We start from the raw sequence: 23,940 nt of genomic DNA on the forward strand, positions 1-23,940 counted from the left end.
GAGGGAACGCGAAAGGTTGCCTCACCCGCGGAACGGATGAGACAACCTTTTGGCGATGCTCTTGGGCGAACCCTCAGTCGAGGTAGTCGCGCAGGACCTGCGAGCGGCTCGGGTGGCGCAACTTGCTCATCGTCTTCGACTCGATCTGACGGATCCGCTCGCGGGTCACGCCATAGACCTTGCCGATCTCGTCGAGGGTCTTGGGCTGGCCGTCGGTGAGGCCGAAGCGCATCGAGACCACGCCCGCCTCACGCTCGGAGAGGGTGTCGAGGACCGCGTGGAGCTGCTCCTGGAGCAGCGTGAAGCTGACCGCGTCGGCCGGCACGATGGCTTCGGAGTCCTCGATGAGGTCACCGAACTCGGAGTCGCCGTCCTCACCCAGGGGGGTGTGCAACGAGATCGGCTCGCGGCCATACTTCTGGACCTCGATGACCTTCTCCGGGGTCATGTCGAGTTCCTTGGCCAGCTCCTCCGGGGTGGGCTCGCGGCCCAGGTCCTGGAGCATCTGGCGCTGGACGCGTGCCAGCTTGTTGATGACCTCGACCATGTGCACCGGGATGCGGATGGTGCGCGCCTGGTCGGCCATGGCGCGGGTGATGGCCTGTCGGATCCACCAGGTCGCGTAGGTCGAGAACTTGTAGCCCTTGGTGTAGTCGAACTTCTCGACTGCACGGATCAGACCGAGGTTTCCTTCCTGGATCAGGTCCAGGAAGAGCATGCCGCGGCCGGTGTAGCGCTTGGCGAGCGAGACGACCAGACGAAGGTTAGCCTCGAGCAGGTGGTTCTTGGCGCGACGTCCGTCCTCGGAGATCCACTCGAGCTCCTCGAGGAGCTTGGGGGTGATCCGGCCACCGCCGCTCATCTTCTCCTCCGAGAAGAGACCAGCCTCGATCCGCTTGGCGAGCTCGACCTCCATCTCGGCGTTGAGCAGCGGCACCTTCCCGATCTGCTTCAGGTAGTCCTTGACCGGGTCGGCAGTCGCGCCGGCGACCATGACCTGCTGCTCGGGCTCGTCGGTGTCGTCGGCCGCGGAGACGGTGAAGGCCTGCTTCTCGTCTTCCTTGATGGTCGGGTCGGCCTTGACGTCCTTCTCGAACTCCTCATCGGGGATGTCCGGCAGGACCTTCTTGCCGTCGGGACCGACGACCAGGGGAGCCTCGGCGGGAGCGGCGGCCTTCTTGGCGGCAGTCTTCCGCGCGGTCTTCTTCGCGGGTGCGGCCTTGGCAGCGGGCTCGTCAGTGTCCTGGGCGGGCTCGGCTGCGGGCGCCTTCTTGGCGGCGGCCTTCTTGGCCGGTGCCTTCTTCGCGGCGGCGGTCGCGGTGCTCTTGCGTGCAGCCGGAGCGGCCACGGCGCGGGCGTGGGCGTCGCTGTCGAGGACGACGGTGATGCCCTTCTCGCCGAGGTGGACCATCAGCGCGCGCAGGTGGCGCGGCTCGATGGCAGCGGCCTCACTGGCACGGCGTACGGCCTCAGGGGTGACTGTCCCGGTGGGCTCCGCCTGCGCGATCAGCCCGACGATGTCGGGGTGGGTCAGCACGTCAGCGGGGAGCAACTTGCGCGAGCTCGAAGACACGAACACCTCTCGGAAAAGCAATTGGGGCGCGGCAAAGCCCGGTTACGTCAAGAGCCGCTGACACATTCTGCCACGGCCACGGACGGATCCAAGTTTCGGCCCTCCTGCGAGTCTGACTCTGCCTCGTCACGAGGCGGGACCGGCCGCCTTGGCTGCTGCCTTGGCGGAGGCCTTCATCTGCTTCTTGTGGTCACGAACCTCTTGGAGCGAGACCCCGTCGACGACGTCGGCCACCGAACGACGTCCGGGCAGGGCATAGTCACCGGCAGCCGTCTCCCAGCCCTCGGGACGTACGTCGAGCTGCTTGGCGAGCAGCGCCACGAAGATCTGGGCCTTCTGCTTCCCGAAGCCCGGGCACTCCTGGACGCGCTTGAGGAGCTCCTTGCCGGTGCTGGCCTCGTTCCACAGCCGCGCGGTGTCGCCGTCGTACTTCTCGGCGATCAACGCAGCCAACGCCTGCAGTCGGGTGGCCATCGACCCGGGGAACCGGTGCACGGCCGGGGTGGTCGCGCACATCTCGGCGAACGCCTCCGGATCCGCCCCGGCGATCTTCGCCGGGTCGAGGGAGCCGAACCTGTCGAGCACCTTGGCCGGCCCACGGAACGCGTGCTCCATCGGGTATTGCTGGTCGAGCAGCATCCCGGCCAGCAGCGCGAAGGCGTCGTCGGTGAGGACCTTGTCTGCGGCAGGGTCGCCGGTGATGTGGATCGCCATGGCTCCATCCTGCCACCGGCCCTGTGGATGGCACACCACGACGTACGCCGTCCTGGGGCAGGGTGGAGGCCATGCTCGCCGCCGACGTCCGCACCGACCTGCGTCTGGCCGTGCATGCATTCCGCACCAGTGAGCCGCGGCGCGTGCACGGCCCGGTGCTGCGGGTCGGCGACCTGGTCGGCGCTCAGCTCGACTGGGAGATCGACGAGGAGACCAACGCGCGCGATCACGGGATGCGTACCGAGATCGCCGTGGCCCTGATCCACCGCTCCCTCACCGTGACCGACCGTCCGGCGGCCTGGCTGACCCGTGCCGGGTTCCCCCAGCCGCACGACCTCGACATGGCCTGGATCCCGGTCCTGCATCGGGCCTTCGGGATGCTCGAGATCGTTCCTCGTGCCGTGGCCGTGGTCACCAAGACCGGTTGGTACGACCTGCTCAACGAGGACGCTGCCACCTGGCAGCGACTGCGGGTGCGCCGCAAGCGGCCGGTCTGATCGGCCACACACCACGGGCCCAGTGCTCAGGGCTCCCAGGTGTGCACCGGCTCGTTGGTGTGCATCAGGTCGCGGTAGGCGACCAGGGTCCGGCGCAGCGCCTCGTCCCGCTCCAGGGATCCCTCGTGCGAGTGATAGCGCTTGACGAACCACTCCGCGCCGTTGGTGCCCCTCATGCACCGCTGTTCGATGATGCCGAGCAACCGCTCCGCCTCTGCGGTCTCGACGCCCCACTCCGCCAGCCCTTGGTGGGCCAACGGCAGGAGTCGACGCAGCACGAGTTCGGAGGCGGCGACCTGACCAACCGACGGCCAATAGACCTGGGCCTCGATCCCGTGCCTCGCGGCGACGTGGAAGTTCTCCTCGGCGGCGCTGAACGACATCTGCGACCACAGAGGACGCTCCGCGTGGGCCAGTGCCCGGACCAGGCCGAAGTAGAACGCGGCGTTGGCCATCGTGTCGACGACCGTCGGTCCTGCCGCGAGGACCCGGTTCTCCACCCGCAGGTGCGGAACCCCGTCCGCGATGTCATAGACCGGCCGGTTCCAGCGATAGACGGTGCCGTTGTGCAGGCGCAGCTCCGAGAGCTGCGGGACGCCTCCCGCCTCGAGCACCTCCAGGGGCTCCTCCTCGTCGGTGACCGGCAGCAGTGCCGGGAAGTAGCGGACGTTCTCCTCGAACAGGTCGAAGACCGAGGTGATCCAGCGTTCCCCGAACCAGACCCGCGGGCGGACGCCCTGGGCCTTCAGCTCTTCGCTGCGGGTGTCGGTCGCCTGCTCGAAGAGCGGGATGCGGGTCTCGCGCCACAGCTCACGGCCCAGCAAGAACGGCGAGTTCGCGCCGACGGCCAGCTGCATCGCGGCGATCGCCTGCGAGGCGTTCCAGTAGTTGGCGAACTCCTCGGGTGAGGTCTGCACGTGCAGCTGCGTGCTCGTGCATGCTGCCTCGGGAACGATCGAGTCGGACGTCGTCTCCAGCCGTTCGACACCCTGGATGTCGATCACGATGTCCTCACCCCTGGCGGCGAGGATCTGGTCGCTGAGCAGCTGGTAGCGCGGATTGCCGCTCAACGATGCCGGGCTCATGTGGCCCTCGGCCAGGGTGGGAAGGATCCCGATCATCACCATGTGCGCGCCGACCTCGGCCGACCTGGACTCGGCGTCGTTGAGGCTGCGACGAAGGTTCTCCTCATACGCGCCCAACCCGCCGTCGCGCAGGTGTCGTGGCGGCACGTTGATCTCGACGTTGAACTGGCCGAGCTCGGTCTGGAAGTCCTCGTCGGCGATCAGGGAGAGCGCCTCGGCGTTCTTCAGTGCCGGGTCCCCCACCTCGTCGACGAGATTGAGCTCGATCTCCAGCCCCGTCATCGGGTCGTCGGTGTCGAAGGCGGCCTCGCGCAGCATCCGAGCAAAGACGTCGAGGCAGCGACGTACCTTCTCGCGGTGCCTGGTCCGGTCTGCCCGGGAGAACTCCTGCTCGGTGACTTCCTCGCCCATTTCGCCAGCCTAGAGGGCCGAGTGCAAGCCGGACAGAGCCGAAGACTCAGGAGCTGGCCAGCAGGTCGAGGCCCGGGGGCGGGGTCCAGGTGTCCGGGCGCACCGCCTGCAGCAGCGCTTCACCCACCAGGCCAGCCAGGGAGTAGTCCGGCTCGCAGAGGATGGCGCGATCCACCGCGCACCAGGCCAGGGCACCCTGCCCGTTGAGCCATGCGCTGAAGGCCAACAGGCTGGCTGCAGGCGCGATGAACCCGGCGGGCGTGCGCCGGACCACCTCGCTCCAGAACTCCACGTGCTCGGTCGCGGTGGCCCGGGTCATCTGTGCCCACGCCACGTCACGCAGGCAGATCTCCTGGATCGCGATGAGCAGCCGGCCCAGCTCCTGCACCGACGGCACCGTGTGGGCACTGGCATGGGCCACGACCAGGTCACGCACCCAGCGCGCCTCGGCCGCCAGCTGGACACCGCCCCAGCTGGCGGCAGCGTCGAAGGCTGCGGCCTCGACCAGCTCCGTGGTCTGGGCGTCAGTGCCGACCAGCGAGTCGGCGAGGGCTTCGCGACTCGCATGGGTGACCCGACCCTCGAAGACCGACTCGGCGATGAACTCATGGTCGTCGAGATCGAACGCGATGCCCTCGGGTGCCAGCTCGGCGAGCTCGGGACGACCCCAGAACCAGCGCCCGTCGTGGACCCGAAGAACTTCCACGACCCGGACACCGGCCGCCTCCAGCTCCTGGGTCAAAGCGACCAGGGTCTCGGTGACCAGCTCGGTGTCCGGGGCATATCCGACGAGGACGGCGGTGCGGACACCGTGGTGCTCGGCCGGCTCGACGAGGCAGTCGATCACGTCGTCGATCTCGTCGGTGCACTCGGGCAGGTCGATGCGGGCCTGGAAGGTGGAGGATGCATCGCCGAAGGTCAGCATCACGATGGACTGCTCGGGATGGAAGCCGAGCACGCAGGGCACCATCGCGAGGAGGTCCTCGGGGGTGCGGGCAGTGAGTGTCTTCATGCGGAAAGGCTCGCCGGATTCGCGACCCCGCACAGGACCCCTCGCGCCACCTGTGGAGAACCCGATCGCGGGCTCAGGCTGTGCGCGAATTCTGGCCCAGTGGCGGTAGGTTCTCGGTCCATGAGGACGGAGGCATCGGTGCTGCACATCGACCTCGATGCCTTCTTCGCCGCGGTGGAGCAACGCGACAAGCCCTCGCTGCGCGGGAAGCCGGTCATCATCGGCGGAGTCGGCGGGCGCGGGGTCGTCGCCACCGCGTCCTATGAGGCCAGGGCATTCGGCGTCCGCTCGGCCATGTCGACCAGGGAGGCCCGGTCCCGGTGCCCCAACGCGGCCTTCCTGAACGGCCGTTTCCATGCCTATCGCGAGGCCAGCTCCCGGGTGATGGCCGTCCTGCGCGAGGCCTCTCCCCTGGTCGAGCCACTCTCGATCGACGAGGCATTCGTCGACCTGCGCGCGAGCGACCTCGAGACGTACGACGTCGCCACGGTGACCGCGTTCGGCGAACAGCTCCGCGCCGCTGTGCGCGAGGCCAGTGGTGGACTGACCGCGAGCGTCGGTATCGGGTCCTCCAAGTTCATCGCCAAGGTGGCCAGCGACCTCGACAAGCCGGACGGCCTGGTGGTCGTGCCCCCGGGCACCGAACAGCAGCTGCTGCGGCCGATGGCCGTCACCGTGATCCCCGGCGTGGGTCCGGCCACCGCCGAGCGCCTGCGCCGCGCCGGCATCCACACCGTCGCCGACCTCGAAGCCGTCAGCGAGGACGAGCTGGTCCGTCTGGTCGGCAAGGCGCACGGCCACAACCTCTTCCACCTGGCGCGGGCCCAGGACGACCGCACCGTGGAGTCAGCGCGCGAGGCGAAGTCGGTCAGCGTGGAGGGCACCTACGAGACGGACCTGGCCGATCGCAAGGTGATGGAGCACCTGCTCACCAGGCAGGCCGGACAGGTGGGAGAGCGTCTTCGCAAGCACGGCCTGTCAGGTCGCACCGTGAGTATCAAGGTCCGTCTCCACGACTTCACCACGATGAGCCGCTCCAGCACGCTGGCCTCCCCCACCGACAACGACGCGGTGATCGCGCGCCAGGCCCGGGCGCTGCTCGGCGCGCTCGACGTGAGTGGCGGCGTACGCCTCCTGGGAGTCGGCGTCTCCGGCCTCGCCGACTGGGTGCAGGACGACCTGTTCGGGTCGAGCTCCGAGGTCGAGGAGGAGCTCGAGGAGCTGCCCGAGGTGCCCACCGCGCGCACCCTCACCTGGGCGCCCGGCATGGACGTGGAGCACAGCCAGATGGGCCGCGGCTGGGTGTGGGGGTCGGGCAAGGGAGTCGTCACCGTGCGCTTCGAGACCGCACTTACCCCTCCCGGGCCCGTGCGCAGCTATCGGATGGACGACCCGGAGCTGCAGCCGTTCATGCCTCCCGAGCCGGACTGAACCGGACCTGCTCCCCGGGCCGGACCTGCGCACACCGGTGCAGGTCGCGCGGATCGAGGACGGCCAGCACCGGATAGCCGCCGGTCGCCGGATGGTCGGCCAGGAACACGACCAGCTCCCCCGACGGAGGCACCTGTACGGCGCCAGCCACCATCCCTTCGCTGGCCAGCTCGCCGGTCACGGTGCGCACCGGTGCTGGCCCGGAGAGCCGCAGGCCGATCCGGTTCGAGTCCGCGCCGACCACCCACTCCGCCGCGCACAATTCCTCGAAGGCACCGGTCGCGAACCAGTCGGCGCGCGGGCCGGGCCAGAGCCGGAGCGGACCGGACGGGGAGGGCAACGGGGTCTCGACTCCCCGCGGCGCACCGGAGGGCGTGCCGCAGGGCACCTCGTCGCCGGCGCTCAGCCGGGGTGGGCCAGTCCAGGAGAGGGTGTCGGTGGAGCGTGAGCCGAGCACCGGCTCCACGTCGAACCCGCCGGCCACTGCAAGGCAGGACCGGACGCCCTCAAGCGCCCTGCCCATCACGACCTGTGCGCCCGCCCCCGCGAAGAACGGCTCTCCGTGGGCCTCGCGACGTCCGTCCACGATCACCTCGCAACGCGCGCCGGTCACGGCGAACCAGTGCGGCGTCAGGCTCGTGAACCGCATCCCGACCATCGTCGTCTCGATGACCGCGGCAGTGGGGGGGTTGCCCACGATCCGGTTGGCCAGTGCCGCCGCCGGTGCGTCCAGCGCCCCAGCCCGCGGCACGCCCAGGTGCGCCAGGCCGGGTCTGCCCAGGTCCTGCACGGTGGTCAGGCCGTCTGCTTCGGTGAGGAGGATGCTCATGCGCGGGTGAACCTCACTCGGGTGCCGGGCGGGAGCAGCGCCGGTTGCCGCGCGGCCGGGTCGAAGAGCCGCACCGTGGTCCGGCCGATCAGCTGCCAACCGCCTGGTGAGGCCGTGGGATAGATCCCGGTCCACTCCCCTGCCAACCCCACCGAACCCGGCTCCACTCGGGCGCGAGGCGAGGACCGGCGCGGCACCGGCGGGAGCCCGAGCGTGTTGGTCAGGTAAGGGAAGCCGGGAGAGAAACCACAGAACGCCACGACGTGCTCGGTGGAGCTGTGGCGTTCGACGAGGTCGTCCACCTCGATCCCCCAGGTTCGAGCCACGTCGGCCAGATCGGGTCCGTCATAGGTGGTCGGCACCTCCACCAGGTCGCCCTCGACATCGCTCCCACCCGGTCGCCACTCCTCCAACGTCGCCAGCACTGCGTCGATGTCGGCCACGCCGTCGAAGAGCACGGTGCCGGCTGCGGGGACGATGTCGAGCGCCGTGATCCGCTCACGCGACCAGAGCGCGATGTCGAGTGCGGTGGCCGTGTCGGCGACCTCGACCAGAACGGCGTCGGGACCGAAGCGAAGTGCCCTCACAGTGCAGCTCTCATCCGGGGACCACGAACGGACGCAGCTGCCAACCGGCAGCCTCCAGGGCACGGCGTACCTCTCCCGCGTGCTGCACCGCTCCGGGCGAGTCCCCGTGCAGGCACAGCGAGTCGACACCCGGGGCCAGGCTCAGTGCCTGCTCCACGACGTGATCGCCGGCCAGCAGCGCACCCGGCTGGTCGCGGGGCACCAGCCGGCCGTCGGTGGTGTAGCCACGGTCCGGGAACCCCTCACGCCACGCCGCACGCCCGGCCTGCTCGGCCAGGGCGAGGAAGACGCCGCCGGGCAGACCGAGGACGGGCAGGTCTCCGGTGCCGGCCAGGACCGCGGCGGCCTGCTCGGCATCGTCGACGATCCGGTTGTAGAGCGCCCCGTGCGGCTTCACGTAGGAGACCACCGTGCCCTCGGCGCGCGCGATGGACGAGAGCAGCTCGCACTGCCCGGCGACCTGCTCGCGCAACAGTGAGGGCTCGATCTCGAGCGGTCGTCGACCGAAGTTCGCTCGGTCCACATAGCTGACCTGGGCGCCGATCGCGACGCCCCGCTCGGCCGCCCCGGCACAGACGGCGCGCATGATCTCGGGCGTGCCGGCATGGCCCCCGCAGGCCACGTTCGCACTGGTGACCACCTCGAGCAGGGCCTCGTCGTCGGTGACCTCCTCGCCCAGGTCCGCATTCAGGTCCAAGGTCGGCTTCATGGGTCCATCCTCCCCAGGTCGAGGGCCCCAGTCATAGGCCCTGTGATGGCTCGCGTCATAGGCTCCCCACCATGCACCCTCCAGTTGCCGCACGCATCCCCACCGAGAAGACCGTCCACGGGCACACCCTCGTCGACGACTACGAGTGGCTGCGTGACAAGGAGGATCCACGGGTGATCGCCCACCTCGAGGCCGAGAACGCCTGGACCGAGGAACGCACCGCGCACCTGGCCGACCTGCGGCAGTCGATCTTCGACGAGATCAAGGCCCGCACCCTGGAGACCGATCTCTCCGTGCCGTCGCGGATGCGTGGCCACTGGTACTACTCCCGGTCCTTCGAGGGCAAGGAGTACGGCGCCTCCTGCCGCGTCCCGGTCACCGACCCGGACGACTGGACTCCCCCGGTGCCCGACGAGGAGGCCGCAGCCGACCAGCCGGCGCTGCCCGGCGAGCAGGTCCTGCTCGACCTGAACCAGCTCGCCGAGGGCCACGAGTTCTTCTCGCTCGGTGGCTCCACGGTCACCCCCGACGAGAACCTGATCGCCTTCTCCGTCGACACCGTGGGTGACGAGCGGTTCACGATCAAGGTCCTCGACCTCACCACCGGCAACCTGCTCGAGGACGAGATCACCGGCGTGCTCGGCGGAGCGACCTGGCACCCGGACGGTGGGTCCTTCTTCTACACCACCGTCGACGACTCCTGGCGTCCCGACAAGGTCTGGAGGCACACGCTCGGCAACAAGCAGGTCGACGACGAGCTCGTCTTCCACGAAGAGGACCCCGCCTTCTGGGTCGGCATCGGGCGCAGCCGCTCGGACCGGTTCCTGATGATCATGTCCGGGGCGAAGACGACCAGTGAGTTCCGCATCCTCGACACCGAGGCCGACGGCGCCGAGTTCGAGATCTACACCCAGCGTGAGACCGGCGTGGAATATGGCCTCGAGCACGCGGTGATCGCCGGCGAGGACTGCTTCCTGGTCCTGCAGAACGCCAGCGGCCCCAACTTCGCGATCTCCCGGGCGCCGCTGGCGCCGACTCCGCGCTCGCAGTGGGAGACCTTCATCGCCCACGACGACGCGGTCCGTCTCGACGACGTCGATGGCTTCGCCGGGCACCTCGTCATCCACCAGCGCAGCGAGGGGCTCACCCAGCTCCGCATCCTCGAGCTCGGCCCCGATGGTGTGGGCGAGGACTACCAGGTCCGCTTCGACGACGAGGTCTACACGATCGGCTCCGGCGGGAACCCCGAGTTCGACCAGCCGGTCGTACGCCTGGGCTACACCACCCTGGCCACTCCGGGCTCGGTGCACAGCTATGACGTGCGGACCCGCGAGTTGACCCTGCTCAAGCGGACCCCCGTGCTGGGTGGCCACGACCCGGCGGACTATGCGGAGCACCGGGTCTGGGCGACCGCGCCCGACGGTGTCCGGATCCCGATCTCACTGGTGCTTCCGGCTGACGCCCCGCGCGACGGATCGGTGCCGGTCCTGCTCTACGGCTACGGCTCCTACGAGGCGTCGATGGATCCCTACTTCTCCATCGCGCGGCTCTCGATGCTCGACCGCGGCGCCGGCTTCGCGATCGCGCACGTGCGCGGTGGCGGTGAGATGGGCCGGCACTGGTATGACGACGGCAAGCTCGAGCACAAGCAGAACACCTTCACCGACTTCATCGCCTGCGCACGCCACCTCATCGACGAGAAGTGGACCTCCGCAGACCGCTTGGTGGCCGAGGGCGGTAGCGCCGGTGGCCTGCTGATCGGCGCGGTGGCCAACCAGGCTCCCGAGCTCTTCGCCGGGTTCGTCGCCCAGGTCCCGTTCGTCGACGTACTCACCACGATGCTCGACGCGAGCCTGCCGCTGACGGTGATGGAATACGAGGAGTGGGGCAACCCCGAGGGCGACCCGAAGGCCTTCGACCGGATCCGCGCCTACGCGCCCTACGAGAACGTGGCCGCGCTCGACTATCCCCCGATCCTCGCCGAGACCTCTCTCAACGACACCCGGGTCCTCTACGTCGAGGCCGCCAAGTGGGTGGCGAAGCTGCGAGCCACTGCCACGGGCCCGGCGGCCGAGCAGGGTGACTTCCTGCTGCGCACCGAGATGTCCGCCGGGCACGGGGGCGTCTCGGGCCGCTACAAGGCCTGGACCGACCGCGCTTTCTCCCTGGCCTGGATCCTCGAACGCATGGGCCTGGCCGACGTCCGGATCCCCGCCCGTTCCTGAGGACGGCGCGGGAGTTTCCGAACGTCGGCTGAGAACTCCCTGAGAAGTGCGTTGCCCGGCAACTATCGGGTACTGCCAAGCGTCTACTCCAATACAGGCACCTGTCGTCCGACCGAACTCCCACGGACGGGAATCTCCCCGGCAGGCGATGTGTTGGAACAGATGTGTGACGGCCCTCCACCCCCGGGCCGGAACCGACCAAGGAGGGCGTTGGCATGGCAGTTCGGACAGCAACCCGCGAGATCGAAGGACGCGACAGCGTCGGGCTCTACCTCGACGAGATCGCTCGCAACCCCCTGCTCGACGCGGCCACCGAGGTCGAGCTCTCCAAGACGATCGAGGCCGGCCTGATGGCCGAGCACCTGCTCGCCGAGGGCCGCATCGGGCGCCGCAAGGGCGGTGCGCCCAAGAGTGCGAACCAGGAAGAGCTCGAGTGGCTGGCCGAAGAGGGCCGCAAGGCCGTGCAGACCTTCATCAACGCCAACCTGCGGCTGGTCGTCTCGATCGCCCGCAAGTATGGCCGGGCCCAGATGCCCATGCTCGACCTGATCCAGGAGGGCAACACCGGCCTGATCCGCGCGGTCGAGAAGTTCGACTACGCCAAGGGCTACAAGTTCTCCACCTATGCCACCTGGTGGGTGCGCCAGGCGATCACCCGCGGGATCGCACAGCAGGCGCGAGTGGTTCGACTCCCCGTCCACGTCGTCGAGGAGCTCAACCAGGTGAGCAGTGCTCGTCGGACGCTCGAGCGCCAGCTCGGCCGCGACCCTGAGCCCGAGGAGATCGCCCTCGAGCTCGGCATGGAGTTCGAGCGGGTCCTCGACCTGATTCGCTGGGGCCGCGACCACGTCAGCCTGGACACCCCGGTCGACGAGGACGGCGACACGTCCCTGGGTGACCTGATGGCCCAGGAGACGACGCCCAGCCCCGATCTCGAGGTGCTCGACACCGAGAGCCGCGACCGGCTCAACGCCTTGGTCTCCCAGCTCGATGAGCGTGCCGCGGACATCATCCGGTCGCGCTACGGGCTCACCGACGGACGCCAGCACAAGCTGGCCGACATCGGCGCCAAGCACGGCATCTCCGCCGAGCGGGTGCGCCAGCTCGAACGCGAGGCACTCCAGAAGCTCCGGACCTTCGCCGACCCGGACCTGGCTGCCTAGCGCCCCGTCAGCTCCGCGAGGACCTCTGCCACTCGATGGCGGAGGTCCTCGTGCGTTCCGGTGTTGTCGATCAGGTGGGTCGCGGCGGCACGGCGCTGCTCGCGGGTGGCCTGCGCCGCGATCCGGGCAAGAGCGTCCGCCTCGGCCATCTGGCGGTTGGTGATCATCCGCTCGACCTGGACCTCCTCCGGCACGTCGACCACGATGACCGCGTCGAAGTTCGCCTCCTGGCCGGTCTCGACCAGGAGCGGGATGTCGTGGACCACGACATCGTCAGCACCTGCTGCCGCGGCGATCTCCAGCGCCCGAGCACCGACTCGCGGGTGGATCACCGCTTCGAGCTGACGGCGCTTGGCCTCGTCCGCGAAGACGATCGCTCCCATGGCCGGCCGGTCGAGCGCACCGTCGTCACCGAGCACACCGCGGCCGAAGATCTCCACGATCTCCGCGAGCCCCTCGGAGCCGGGCGCGACGACCTCGCGTGCCAGCAGGTCCGAGTCGATGACGATGGCCCCGAGCTCGGCCAGGATCGCAGACACGGTGCTCTTGCCCGAGGCGACGCCTCCGGTGAGGCCGACATGCATGAGGGCTCCTCTCGTACGAACGTTGTGGTGACGGCATCGTCTCGCACCCACGAGCACTGCGCCCAGCGGGGTTGCGCTGGGCCTCGATCAGGTCTGGGGTGCTCCCTGCGCGTCCCCGGACCGTTCGGTGCCTTGGACGTCCCGGATCAGGGCAACGACGCTGACCCCGCTCTGCGGCGGCCTGGTGTCGTCGTGCATGACCTCCACCTGCCCGTCCTTGAGCGAGAACAGCAGCACGGTCTCCTCGCCATATCGATCGAGGAAGTCGTCGAGGGTGAACTCCTTGGTCAGCCGGGTCCGCTTGACCGTCATCCCGGACGCCACCATCCGGTCGAGCTCCTCGTGCGACGGGGTCGGGCTGAAGGCAGTGCGGGCATTGAGGTGCGAGGCGGCCCGGCGGCGCTTGTCCTTCGTCGCGTCCTCGGTCTCCTCGCGCCGCAGCTGGTAGACGTTGGCCCGGCCCAAGACATGCGCGAACTCGCGCGCGGCGGTCGCATTGACCTCGTCGGAGTCCGTGCAGGCGATCAGGCTTCCGATGCCGGCCAGGTCCATGTCCTTGACGGCATAGTCGCTGAGGATGTTCGCGGTCTCCGTGGTGAGCCCGGCCATCCTGGCCCGGGAGAGCTTGGCATAGTCACGCGCCACGACCAGTGTGGTGATCCCCGACTCGTCGAGGATCTTGGCTGCGTCGACGATCCACTGCTGTCCGCCGACGAACAGCACGCCCTGGGGAGACGTGCTGGCCAGGCCGAGCCGTTCCGCGAGCCGGCCGACGCCCAAGCCATAGATGGCCACCGTGCAGACGATGACGATGAAGACCAGCGGCACCATCTGGCTGGCCTGGTCGGCCAGGTGGGCCAGGTCCTGCGAACGGGCGAGCAGTTGCTGGGCCTCGGTCCCCGAGGCCTTCTCCGCCTGTTCTGCGGCCTCGTCGGCGGAGTGCGCGAACTCCAGCGCGAAGATGCTGGTCACCGCGGCCGCCACGATGCCCCGCGGGGCCATGAAGGACAGCAGCCGCTTCTCGTCCCGGGTCACCTTGGTGCCCAGCAGACCGAGCGCGATGCTGGCCGGACGTACGACGATCACCAGCAGGAGCAGGAAGACCAGTGCTTGAGGCGCGACGTCTGCGATCTGTTGCGGGCTGACCCGACCGGCCAGCACGATGAACAGGCCGCCCACGAAGAGCACCTGCAGGTGCTCCTTGAACTCGGCGACGTGCTCGAGGTGCAGGCCCTTGCGGTTGCCGAGGAAGACGCCGAGCACCGTCACGGTGAGCAGGCCACTCTCGGCCTGCAGGGCGTTGGAGCCCACCATCGCGCCGACGGCAGCCGCGAGGAAGGTGACGCCGTGCAGGAAGTCGGGGATGGCGTGTCGGCGCATCAGCTGCTCCAGCGCCCAGCCCAACGGCAGCGCGATCCCGAAGGCCACCACCAGGGTCTTGAGCAGGACCAGTACCAGGGCTGGCACTGCCTCACCTCCGCCCCCGGCCAGGACACCCTGGAAGACCAGGACTGCCAGCACCGCGCCGATCGGGTCGACGACGATGCCCTCCCAGCGCAGCAACGAGGAGACCCGCCGGGTCGGTCGCAGCTGGCGCAGGATCGGCGCGATCACGGTCGGGCCGGTCACCACCAGGATGGCGCCGACGAGTAGGGCAACCTCGGGCTCGAAGCCGACCAGCGCCGCGGACGCGGAGATCAGCCCCCACGCGATCATCACCACCACCGAGCAGAGCCGCCACACCGGCTTGCCGAGGTCTCGCACCTGTCGCCACTTCAGGGACAGCGCACCCTCGAACAGGATCACGCCGACCGCGATGTTGACCCCGCCGAAGAGCACCGCGCGCCCCAGGACCTCTTCCGGGCTCACCAGCTGTCCCAGGCCGAACCCGATCACGAGCAGCAACAGGATCGAGGGCAGCTTGATCCGCCACGCCACGATCTGCGCCACCACGCCCAGCACGACGACCAGCGCGAGATAGGACGCCGGAGTCATGCCTGCCATGGCGCCTGCAATCCAGTCCCATGTCTCAGCCACGGCGCCACCGTTCCCTATCGGGACCATGTCGGGCAAGACGACCACGCCGGGTGGGCAGTGAGAAGATGCGCACATGCGCCCCCACGTTCCTGCCGAGGGCGAGCGGGTCGTCCTCCTGCTCCCCGGTTCGGCCGACTACGTCGACCTGGTGATGGCGTTGCTGGCCAGGGGCGTCTTCCCGGTCCCCCTCGATCCGCGGCTCACGACGCACGAGCGCACCCGCGTGCTGGACGGCGTACGTCCGGACCTGGTCATCGACTCCCCGGACGCGGCCGCCGACCTGCTCGCCGCACTGGACCCGTCCCCGGGCCCGACAGCGCATCGCAGCCTCCCCCGGGCCCGTCCGATGCATGTCACCAGCGGCACCACGGGCACGCCCAAGGGTGTGTACAGCGGCCTGCTCGACGACGACGCGGCAGCGGCTCTGGTCGCCGAGGAGCGTGACCTGTGGGACTTCTCGGCCGATGACGTCAACCTCGTGCTCAGTCCGCTGCACCACTCGGCGCCGTTGAGGTTCGCGATGGGCACCCTGCTCGCCGGTGGCCGGATCGTGGTTCCCGGTCCGTTCGACCCGGCCGTGATCACCGCAGCGATCGAACGGGAGCGCCCGACGACGATGTTCTGCGTCCCCGCGCACCTCCAGCGCCTGTTCGCCCACTGGGAGCAGGTGGGCGTCCCGGACCTGTCGTCCTTCCGCCTGGTCGCCCATGCCGGCGCGGCCTGTCCCCCAGCGGTCAAGCACCGCCTTCTCGAGCTCTTCCCGTCCGGCTCCACGTGGGAGTTCTATGGATCGACCGAGGGTCAGTTCACCGCGTGCCGTGGCGAGGAGTGGCTGGATCGTCCCGGCAGCGTGGGGCGTGCCCGCCCCGGTCGGCGCCTGAGCATCGACGATGACGGCACCATCTGGTGCACCGTGCCCGACTACGCCCGGTTCACCTACTTCGGCGACCCGGAGAAGACCGCCGCGGCGTGGCGGGAGACCCCGGACGGTCCGGCGTTCAGCGTCGGCGACCTGGGGCGGCTCGACGACGAGGGCTACCTGCACCTCGACGGCCGGCGCGTCGACCTGATCATCACCGGCGGCGTCAACGTCTATCCGGTGGAGGTGGAGAACGTGCTGGGCGAGGCGCCGGGGGTCACCGACGTGGCCGTGTACGGCGTACCCGACGCGCACTGGGGACAGCGTGTGGTCGCCACGGTCGTGGGCACGGCCACCCCCGAGGAGCTCGATGCGTGGGCGCGCGAGAGGCTGTCGCCGGCCAAGCGACCCAAGGAGTACCGCACGATCGAGGTGCTGCCGCGCACGCTGACCGGGAAGGTGCTGCGGCGCGAGCTCCAGGACCAGCACGTGTCCCCCGCCCCTCGCTGAAGATCCTGCGACAGCCTCGGCGCTGGGCCGGTGACGGCTCAGGCAGTCGCCTCGCCGGAGTTGAAGATCCGTCGGTAGCGCTGTGGGCTGACCCCGCGCGAGCGGGCGAAGTGGTGGCGCAGCATGCCGGCGTTGCCGAAACCGACCTCGCTGGCGATCCACTCCACCGGGTGGTCGGTCTGCTCGAGCAGCTCCTCGGCCGCCATCACGCGTTGCGCGGTGACCCAGGCGTGCGGGGTGGTGCCGGTCTCGTCGCGGAACCTGCGTGCGAACGTGCGTGCTGACATGTGACTGCGGCGGGCCAACGAGTCGACGTCGAGGTCCTCGGACAGGTTGTCCAGGATCCAGGTCAGCAGCGGGCCAAGGGTCTCGGCGGTGCAGTCCGGGACCGCACGCACGATGAACTGCGCCTGACCGCCGTCGCGGTGCGGCGGCACCACCATCCGGCGGGCGGTGCTGGCCGCCACCCGGGCACCGAACTGCTGGCGCATCAGGTGCAGGGCGGCATCGAGACCCGCAGCGCTGCCGGCACCGGTGACGATGTTGCCCTCCTGGACGTAGAGCACGTCCGCGTCGACGTGCGCCTGCGGATATGCCTCGATCAGGTCGGGCACGTGGCGCCAGTGGGTGGTGCAGTGACGCCCGTCCAGGAGCCCTGCCTCGCCGAGCAGGAAGGCGGCTGTGCAGTGGGCGAAGATGTGCGCGCCGCGGGCGTCGGCGCGTTGCAGCAGGGCAACCACCTCCGGGGACGGCTCCCGGAAGTCCCGCTTGGGAGAGATGCAGACAAGGTCGGCATCCTCGGCGACCTCGAGGCCTTCCTCGACGAAGAGGTCGAAGCCCGAGGGCCCGCGCACCCGACCCGGGCGCGGCGCGACGATGTGGAAGTCGAAGACCGGGTTGTCGTCCTCCGCGTGGTAGGGCTCTGCCCACACCTCGCACATCGCACCGAGCCCGAACGGCTCCACCCCGTCCTGTACGACGACCGCCACCTTGCGCATGTCACCAGCATGCACCCGAGATGGCAGTAAATCAATGAGCAATGTCATTCCTGCCACTCGTGGCAGAATCTCCAATGACGAAGAATTACTGCCATGACAACCGTATGGATCATCACCCTCCTCGCCCTGGCCGGCACCGCATTGGTGCTCGGCCTGATCGCCCACCACGACCGCGGCTGGCACGGTCCGCCGCGGTCCCACCCCCGTGACCCCGACCTGCGCCCTCCGATGGCCCGCATCGGGTGAATCCCGGCCCACTCGCCTCGACCACATCCGAAATGAAGGAACCCGGCCCACCACGAAGGTGGGCCGGGTTCTTTCGGTGATCGGTGTCAGAACACCGGATCAGTCAGTTCACTGACCGCCGGTGAGCTTCTCGCGGAGCGCCTGCAGGGCCTCGTCGGAAGCCAGCGAACCGCCGGTCTCCGCAGGAGCCTCGGAGGAGGTGTCCGTGCTGCTGGTGCCACCCGAGGAGTACGAGGTGGCCTCGCCGGCCTCTGCCTCGGCAACCTTGGCCTCGGCCTGCTGCTTGACGTGTGCCTCCCAGCGGGCGTGCGCCTTGGCGTACTGCTCTTCCCACGTGGCGCGCTGCTCGTCGTAACCCTCGAGCCACTCGCCGGTCTCCGGGTCGAAGCCCTCGGGGTAGATGTAGTTGCCCTGCTCGTCGTACGACGCGGTCATGCCGTAGAGGGTCGGGTCGAACTCCTCGGCGTCCGCAGCGGTGGCCGTCTCGTTGGCCTGCTTGAGGGACAGCGAGATCCGGCGACGCTCGAGGTCGATGTCGATGATCTTGACCATGACGTCGTCGTTGACCTGGACAACCTGCTCGGGGATCTCCACGTGGCGCTCGGCCAGCTCGGAGATGTGCACCAGGCCCTCGATGCCTTCCTCGACACGGACGAAGGAACCGAACGGAACCAGCTTGGTGACCTTGCCGGGCACGATCTGGCCGATCTGGTGGGTCCGGGCGAAGTGCTGCCACGGGTCTTCCTGGGTCGCCTTGAGCGACAGCGAGACGCGCTCGCGGTCCATGTCGACGTCGAGCACCTCGACGGTGACCTCGTCGCCCACGGTGACGACCTCGGACGGGTGGTCGATGTGCTTCCAGGAGAGCTCGGAGACGTGGACGAGACCGTCGACACCGCCGAGGTCCACGAACGCACCGAAGTTGACGATCGAGGAGACGACACCCTTGCGGATCTGACCCTTCTGGAGCTGGGTCAGGAAGCCCTGGCGAACCTCGGACTGGGTCTGCTCGAGCCACGCACGACGCGACAGGACCACGTTGTTGCGGTTCTTGTCGAGCTCGATGATCTTGGCCTCGAGGACCTGGCCCACGTAGGGCTGCAGGTCGCGGACACGACGCATCTCGACGAGCGATGCGGGCAGGAAGCCGCGCAGGCCGATGTCGATGATGAGTCCACCCTTGACGACCTCGATGACGGCACCCTCGACGACGCCGTCCTCTTCCTTGACCTTCTCGATCGTTCCCCAGGCGCGCTCGTACTGTGCGCGCTTCTTGGAGAGGATCAGGCGGCCTTCCTTGTCCTCCTTCTGGAGGACGAGGGCCTCGACCTTGTCACCGACGTTGACGACCTCGGACGGGTCGACATCGTGCTTGATGGAGAGTTCGCGGGAGGGGATCACACCCTCGGTCTTGTAGCCGATGTCGAGAAGAACTTCGTCGCGGTCGACCTTGACGATCGTTCCTTCGACGATGTCGCCATCGTTGAAGTACTTGATGGTGGCGTCGATGGCGGCAAGGAAGTCCTCTTCCGAGCCGATGTCGTTGATCGCAACCTGGGGCGCGTCATAGTCAGGAAGAGTGGAGATGGTGCTCGTCATAAGGGAAGTGATTCCTTGGATGGATGATGGTCGTGCGGGCACGCGGCAAGCCTGTTTCACTGTCATGGAGCACGAACGCGGGTCGCATGGAGCGACCGCGTGGGTGACAGCGAGCGAGGGTCCACTCCGTCCGGGACGCAGGCAGACCTGAAGCGCAACCTAAAGATTACGCGCGTGGGGGCCAACACGTCCAACCGGGGCCTCGGGAGCGGCCCGAGCCGGACCGGCACCCGCGCGCAGAACGCGGCAATTGGACCAATTCCGGCATTTGGCAGACGCCGGTCGTCCGCGCTCCTAGGATCAGCGCAGGGATCGATGTGCACGGACGGGTCCGGGCGAATCGATCGGGTGAGGGGCTTCAACAAACATCCGGTTTTGCTCGGTAACCAGGAGACAAATTCATGCGCATCCGCAAGGCTTTCGCGGTCGGCCTATCGGTCACGACTGCTGCTCTCTACTCGGTGGCGGTGCTGCAACCAGCCGCCCATGCAGACCCACTTCCGGCCGACTACACCGCAGCCGCGGACGGCCAGATCGTCAACGTCGAGGCCACGCTGGCGGGCGCGGGGATTCTCGGCGCAGAGGTCGGCGCCTCCGAGGCGCAGGTCAACAGCGCAGCCCCGGCCGACAACTCCACCGCCGCCAGCCGAAACATCGGCCTGGCCGTGCTCGGGGTTCCGATCCCCGTGGGCGAGGCGGTGGCCACCGCTCCCCCGACCTCCCCGGACAAGACCTTCACCACGGTTCCGGTGCCACTCGCGCCCCTGTTGAACCTCGACGTGATCAACGGCACCGCCGGGGCAACCTATGAGTCGGCAACGTCGTGCATCCCGGCCGTCGGGGGCGAGCGCGTGCTCTCCTCGGCCACCACCAACCTTGCCGGCGCCCAACTGGTCCAGCTCGCGCCCACTCTCTACCTGGCTGACGTCAGCGCATCGAGCACCACCTCGACCACGAAGCTCGTCGACACCCCCAGCGGCGGCTCCAACGTCGTCGCCGAGACGACCACCGAGGTCGGCGACATCAGCCTGCTCGGTGGCCAGGTGACGATCCAGGTGACCGACGACGTCACGCTGACCGCAACCTCTGACGGCACCACCGGCACCACTGCCTACAACAACCCGACCGTGATGGTGAAGGTCGGCGGCGCTCCCGCCGTTGACCTGAGCACGGTCGAGGGCGGCACGATCGAGACCGGCGTGTTGAACGTGCTCGGCCTGGTCCAGGCCAAGCTCACGATCAGCCTGCTCGACTTCGTGGAGGACACCGACGGTGACGCCGTCGCCACCGCCTCCCTCGACGCGTTGCTGTCCATCACGGCCGACGTGGACGCCTTGGGCGGTCTGGTGCCGGTTGCCGACGCCGTCATCGAGGTCGCCCCGATGCAGGCCGAGGCCACGGCACCCAACGGCGGAGTCGAGTGCGACGCCATCGATGCCCCGGCGATCACCGCCCCGGCCGACGGCTCCACCGTCACCAACGGCACGCCGACCATCACCGGCACCGGCCTTGCCGGCGCCACCGTCACCGTCACCGAGGGCAGCACCGTTCTCGGCACGGCCACCGTTGCGCCAGACGGCACCTGGTCACTGACACCGGCCACCCCGCTGGTCGAGGGCTCGCACACGATCACCGCGAGCCAGGAGCTCGACGGTACGACGTCCGGCGCCTCCGACCCGGTCACGTTCATCGTTCCCGACACCACGGCACCCGACGCGCCGACCATCACCACTCCGGCCGACGGCTCGACGATCAACGACTCGACCCCGACCGTCTCGGGAACGGGCGAGCCCGGCGCGACCGTCGCGGTCAGCATCGACGGCACGCCGATCGGCACCACGGTCGTCAGCGGTGGTGGCCTCTGGACCATGGAGGCGCCCACCGCACTGACCGACGGCACCCACACGGCCAGCGCGACCCAGACCGATGCGGGCAACAACGAGTCCGACCCGGTCTCGAGCACGTTCACCCTGGACGCCACCGCCCCCGGCGGCTTGGCCATCACCGCTCCACTGCCCGGCTCCTCGACCAGTGACACGACACCGACCGTGACCGGCACCGGTGAGGCCGGCGCCACCGTCACCGTCGAGGTCGACGGCACTGAGATCGGCGACGTCGTGGTTGCCCCGGACGGCACCTGGGAGCTGCCGATCACGACCCCGTTGGCCGATGGCGAGCACACGGTGACCGCCACCCAGGCCGACGAGTCGGGCAATGTCTCGGCACCCGTCTCGGTCGACTTCGAGGTGGACACCGCTGCTCCGGACGCACCGGCGATCACCCGCCCGGTCGACGGCTCCTCCACGAACGACAACACGCCGCTGGTCACCGGCACCGGCGAGGCCGGCGCCGAGGTCGAGGTCTCGATCGACGGGGCCGTGGTGGGCACTGCAACGGTGGCCACCGACGGCACCTGGGAGCTCCAGCTGGCCGACGCGTTGGCTGACGGCGACCACACGGTGACCGCGGTCCAGACCGACGCCGCCGGCAACGAGTCCCAGCCGGCACAGTCCGACTTCCAGGTGGACACCGCCGCGCCTGCTGCCCCGGCCATCACGGCTCCGGCAGACGGCTCGTCGATCTCCGACCCGACTCCGGTCATCACCGGCACCGGTGAACCCGGTGCCGACGTCGAGGTCACCCTCGACGGATCGGTCCTGGGCACCGTCCAGGTCGGCCCCGACGGATCATGGTCGATCCCGGTCGGCACCGCGCTGACCGAGGGCGCACACACGGTGATCGCGGTCCAGACCGACGAGGCCGGCAACGAGTCCGCACCCGCGGAAGCCGACTTCACCCTCGACACCACCGCGCCTGCGGCTCCGGTCATCACGGCTCCGGCCGACGGATCGGTGATCAGCGACACGACTCCGACCGTGACCGGCACCGGCGAGCCCGGTGCCGAGGTGGAGGTCAAGGTGGACGGCATCTCTGTCGGCACCGCTCCTGTCGGTGTGGACGGCTCCTGGTCGCTGCCACTCACCGAGCCGCTCAGCGACGGTTCGCACAACATCACCGCTGAGCAGACCGACGAGGCCGGGAACACCTCGGACCCGGCAATGGTGACGGTCACCGTGGACGCGACAGCTCCCGCGGCACCCGTGATCGTGGCTCCTGCCGAGGGTTCGGTCACCAACGACTCGACCCCGACCGTCTCGGGCACCGGTGAGGCCGGTGCCGAGGTGGAGGTGTCGATCGACGGCACCGTGGTGGGCACCGTCACGGTGACCCCCGGGGGCACTTGGTCCCTCGACCTCACGGCGCCGTTGACGCACGGCGACCACGTCGCCTCGGCAACTCAGGCGGACGACCAGGGCAACACCTCCGAGGCCGACGAGAAATCGTTCCGGGTCGACCTGCAGGCGCCTGATGCTCCTGCGATCACGGCCCCGGCCGAAGGTTCCACCATCGGCGACCCCACCCCTGTGGTGACGGGAACCGGCGAGGTGGGCGCCATCGTCGAGGTCTCGATCGACGGCACCGTGGTCGGCGAGGCAACGGTCGTGGCGAACGGCACCTGGGCCCTCCAGCTCACGACGCCGCTCGCCGAGGGGCCGCACATGGCGTCCGCCACGCAGGAGGACGAGGCCGGCAACGTGTCACCCGCCGACGACGTCAACTTCACCGTGGACACCAACCTCGACTCCGACGGGGACGGTCTCCCCGACGGTGCCGAGGACAGCGGCTCGGAGAACGACGACTACGACAACGAGCCGACTGACCCGTTCGACCCCGACTCCGACGACGACGGTGTCGACGACGGTGACGAGGTCCTCGAGGACGGCACCGACCCGAACTCGGACGACACCGACGGTGACGGCCTCAAGGACGGCGACGAGAAGACCCACGGAACCGACCCGCTCGACCCCGACACCGATGACGACGGCCTGTCGGACGGCGAAGAGGTCACCGGGTCCGAGAACGACGGCTACGACAACGAGACGACCGACCCGCTCGACCCCGACTCCGACGACGACGGGCTCACCGACGGCGACGAGATCGAGGCCGGCACGGACCCCAACCTCGGCGACACCGACGGTGACGGTCTCAGCGACGGCGACGAGGTCAACACCCACGGCACCGACCCGCTCAACCCCGACAGCGACACCGACACCCTCACCGATGGTGCCGAGGTCACGGGAACGAGCAACGAGTACGACGGTGTCCCCACCAACCCGTTGAACAACGACACGGACGGTGACGGCCTGGACGACAACGTCGAGAACACCCACTCGACCGATCCGAACGACACCGACACCGACAACGACCGGCTCACCGACGGCGCAGAGGTCCTGAAGCACAAGACCGACCCGCTCGCCAAGGACACCGACCGTGACCGGCTCTCCGACGGTGGCGAGGTGCTCACCTGGAAGACCAACCCGTTGTCCAAGGACACGGACCGCGACCGGATGAGCGACGGCGCGGAGGTGCTGGGCTTCACCATCAAGAAGAAGGTCCAGACCAGTCGGAACGTCTCCTCGACCATCGGCAAGGTCCGCACCAGCCCGGTGCGCAAGGACACCGATGGGGACGGCATCAGTGACGGTGCGGAATACCACGGCTACAAGATCGACCAGTTCGTGATCACCAGCGTGCGGGGCCCGAAGACCGGCTACACCATCAACATGATGAAGTCGAACCCCCGGATGAAGGACACCGACAGGGACGGCCTGACTGACAACCAGGAGCGGACCGGCTCGAAGAACACCAAGTTCTGGAAGCGGAAGTCCGACCCGACCCACTGGGACACCGACCGCGGTGGTGTGGCGGACGGCACCGAGATCCGCAGGGGCGGCGACCCGAGCAACATCAGGTCAGCTGGTCGCTGAGAGCGGGACAACTGGGTTGAGAACTACAGAGTGAAGGGGCGT

General features: G+C 68.9%; 18 protein-coding genes. 7 read left to right on the top strand and 11 right to left on the bottom strand.

The genetic code is table 11. The annotated features are described in order from the left end of the window. Positions 1-73: 73 nt before the first annotated feature. Together BJ980_RS04040 and BJ980_RS04045 are read right to left on the bottom strand one after the other, a co-directional pair. Complete coding sequence (locus tag BJ980_RS04040) at positions 74-1,579, bottom strand: RNA polymerase sigma factor (protein WP_343047680.1); 1,506 nt, start codon at positions 1,577-1,579, stop codon at positions 74-76. Positions 1,580-1,699: 120 nt separating this feature from the next. Further along, the gene (locus tag BJ980_RS04045) at positions 1,700-2,287 is read right to left on the bottom strand and encodes an HhH-GPD-type base excision DNA repair protein (protein ID WP_179501104.1); all 588 of its coding nucleotides are present in this window, start codon (positions 2,285-2,287) and stop codon (positions 1,700-1,702) included. Between the two features lie 23 nt (positions 2,288-2,310). Between BJ980_RS04045 and BJ980_RS04050 the strand changes: the two genes are divergently transcribed. Continuing rightward, positions 2,311-2,784: a hypothetical protein gene (locus tag BJ980_RS04050; protein ID WP_179501105.1), complete on the top strand. Its 474-nt coding sequence runs from the start codon at positions 2,311-2,313 to the stop codon at positions 2,782-2,784. A gap of 26 nt (positions 2,785-2,810) precedes the next feature. Here the strand turns inward: BJ980_RS04050 and BJ980_RS04055 are convergent, their stop codons facing one another. Continuing rightward, positions 2,811-4,280 carry a glutamate-cysteine ligase family protein gene (locus tag BJ980_RS04055; protein ID WP_179501106.1) on the bottom strand — a complete coding sequence of 490 codons (1,470 nt, stop codon included), beginning with the start codon at positions 4,278-4,280 and terminating at the stop codon, positions 2,811-2,813. Between the two features lie 46 nt (positions 4,281-4,326). Then, positions 4,327-5,292: a DUF4192 domain-containing protein gene (locus BJ980_RS04060; protein WP_179501107.1), complete on the bottom strand. Its 966-nt coding sequence runs from the start codon at positions 5,290-5,292 to the stop codon at positions 4,327-4,329. 120 nt (positions 5,293-5,412) lie between these two features. Between BJ980_RS04060 and BJ980_RS04065 the strand changes: the two genes are divergently transcribed. Continuing rightward, a complete protein-coding gene (locus tag BJ980_RS04065; RefSeq protein ID WP_179501108.1) occupies positions 5,413-6,723 on the top strand; it encodes a DNA polymerase IV in 1,311 nt (436 codons plus the stop codon). On the opposite strand, the gene BJ980_RS04070 is transcribed toward BJ980_RS04065, so the two are convergent. From BJ980_RS04070 to BJ980_RS04080, 3 genes are read right to left on the bottom strand one after another with little or no spacing between them, the layout of a single operon-like run. Then, a complete protein-coding gene (locus BJ980_RS04070; RefSeq protein ID WP_218855403.1) occupies positions 6,701-7,552 on the bottom strand; it encodes a 5-oxoprolinase subunit C family protein in 852 nt (283 codons plus the stop codon). The genes BJ980_RS04065 and BJ980_RS04070 overlap by 23 nt on opposite strands. After that, positions 7,549-8,139: a carboxyltransferase domain-containing protein gene (locus tag BJ980_RS04075; RefSeq protein ID WP_179501110.1), complete on the bottom strand. Its 591-nt coding sequence runs from the start codon at positions 8,137-8,139 to the stop codon at positions 7,549-7,551. Before BJ980_RS04075 ends, BJ980_RS04070 begins: the two co-directional genes overlap by 4 nt. 10 nt (positions 8,140-8,149) lie before the next feature. Continuing rightward, positions 8,150-8,848, bottom strand: a complete 699-nt coding sequence (locus BJ980_RS04080; RefSeq protein WP_179501111.1) for a LamB/YcsF family protein — start codon at positions 8,846-8,848, stop codon at positions 8,150-8,152. A 71-nt stretch (positions 8,849-8,919) separates the two neighbouring features. On the opposite strand from BJ980_RS04080, the gene BJ980_RS04085 reads away from it, so the two are divergent. Continuing rightward, positions 8,920-11,073: a S9 family peptidase gene (locus tag BJ980_RS04085; RefSeq protein WP_179501112.1), complete on the top strand. Its 2,154-nt coding sequence runs from the start codon at positions 8,920-8,922 to the stop codon at positions 11,071-11,073. 215 nt (positions 11,074-11,288) lie between these two features. Further along, a complete protein-coding gene (locus BJ980_RS04090) occupies positions 11,289-12,236 on the top strand; it encodes a sigma-70 family RNA polymerase sigma factor (protein WP_179501113.1) in 948 nt (315 codons plus the stop codon). Here BJ980_RS04090 and coaE read toward each other — a convergent pair. Both coaE and BJ980_RS04100 read right to left on the bottom strand, forming a co-directional pair. Beyond that, positions 12,233-12,820 (bottom strand): dephospho-CoA kinase, encoded by a 588-nt coding sequence (gene coaE, locus BJ980_RS04095; RefSeq protein ID WP_179501114.1) that lies wholly within the window; start codon positions 12,818-12,820, stop codon positions 12,233-12,235. The two genes, BJ980_RS04090 and coaE, sit on opposite strands and share 4 nt — an antisense overlap. 87 nt (positions 12,821-12,907) lie before the next feature. Next, on the bottom strand, positions 12,908-14,857 hold the full coding sequence (locus BJ980_RS04100) for a cation:proton antiporter domain-containing protein (RefSeq protein ID WP_218855404.1): 1,950 nt from the start codon (positions 14,855-14,857) through the stop codon (positions 12,908-12,910). A 73-nt stretch (positions 14,858-14,930) separates the two neighbouring features. Here BJ980_RS04100 and BJ980_RS04105 point away from each other — a divergent pair, with 73 nt between their 5' ends. Beyond that, entirely contained in the window at positions 14,931-16,226 is a 1,296-nt protein-coding gene (locus BJ980_RS04105) for a class I adenylate-forming enzyme family protein (protein WP_179501115.1), read from the top strand. A gap of 38 nt (positions 16,227-16,264) precedes the next feature. Here the strand turns inward: BJ980_RS04105 and BJ980_RS04110 are convergent, their stop codons facing one another. After that, a complete protein-coding gene (locus BJ980_RS04110; RefSeq protein WP_179501116.1) occupies positions 16,265-17,224 on the bottom strand; it encodes a GlxA family transcriptional regulator in 960 nt (319 codons plus the stop codon). 93 nt (positions 17,225-17,317) lie between these two features. On the opposite strand from BJ980_RS04110, the gene BJ980_RS04115 reads away from it, so the two are divergent. After that, positions 17,318-17,470, top strand: coding sequence for a hypothetical protein (locus BJ980_RS04115; RefSeq protein WP_179501117.1), 153 nt, complete (start codon positions 17,318-17,320; stop codon positions 17,468-17,470). A gap of 108 nt (positions 17,471-17,578) precedes the next feature. Here the strand turns inward: BJ980_RS04115 and rpsA are convergent, their stop codons facing one another. Next, positions 17,579-19,069, bottom strand: a complete 1,491-nt coding sequence (gene rpsA / locus BJ980_RS04120) for a 30S ribosomal protein S1 (RefSeq protein ID WP_179501118.1) — start codon at positions 19,067-19,069, stop codon at positions 17,579-17,581. 401 nt (positions 19,070-19,470) lie between these two features. Between rpsA and BJ980_RS04125 the strand changes: the two genes are divergently transcribed. After that, positions 19,471-23,898: an Ig-like domain-containing protein gene (locus BJ980_RS04125; protein ID WP_179501119.1), complete on the top strand. Its 4,428-nt coding sequence runs from the start codon at positions 19,471-19,473 to the stop codon at positions 23,896-23,898. Positions 23,899-23,940: the final 42 nt, after the last annotated feature.

This window comes from Nocardioides daedukensis (genome assembly GCF_013408415.1).
Taxonomy (GTDB): Bacteria; Actinomycetota; Actinomycetes; order Propionibacteriales; family Nocardioidaceae; genus Nocardioides; species Nocardioides daedukensis.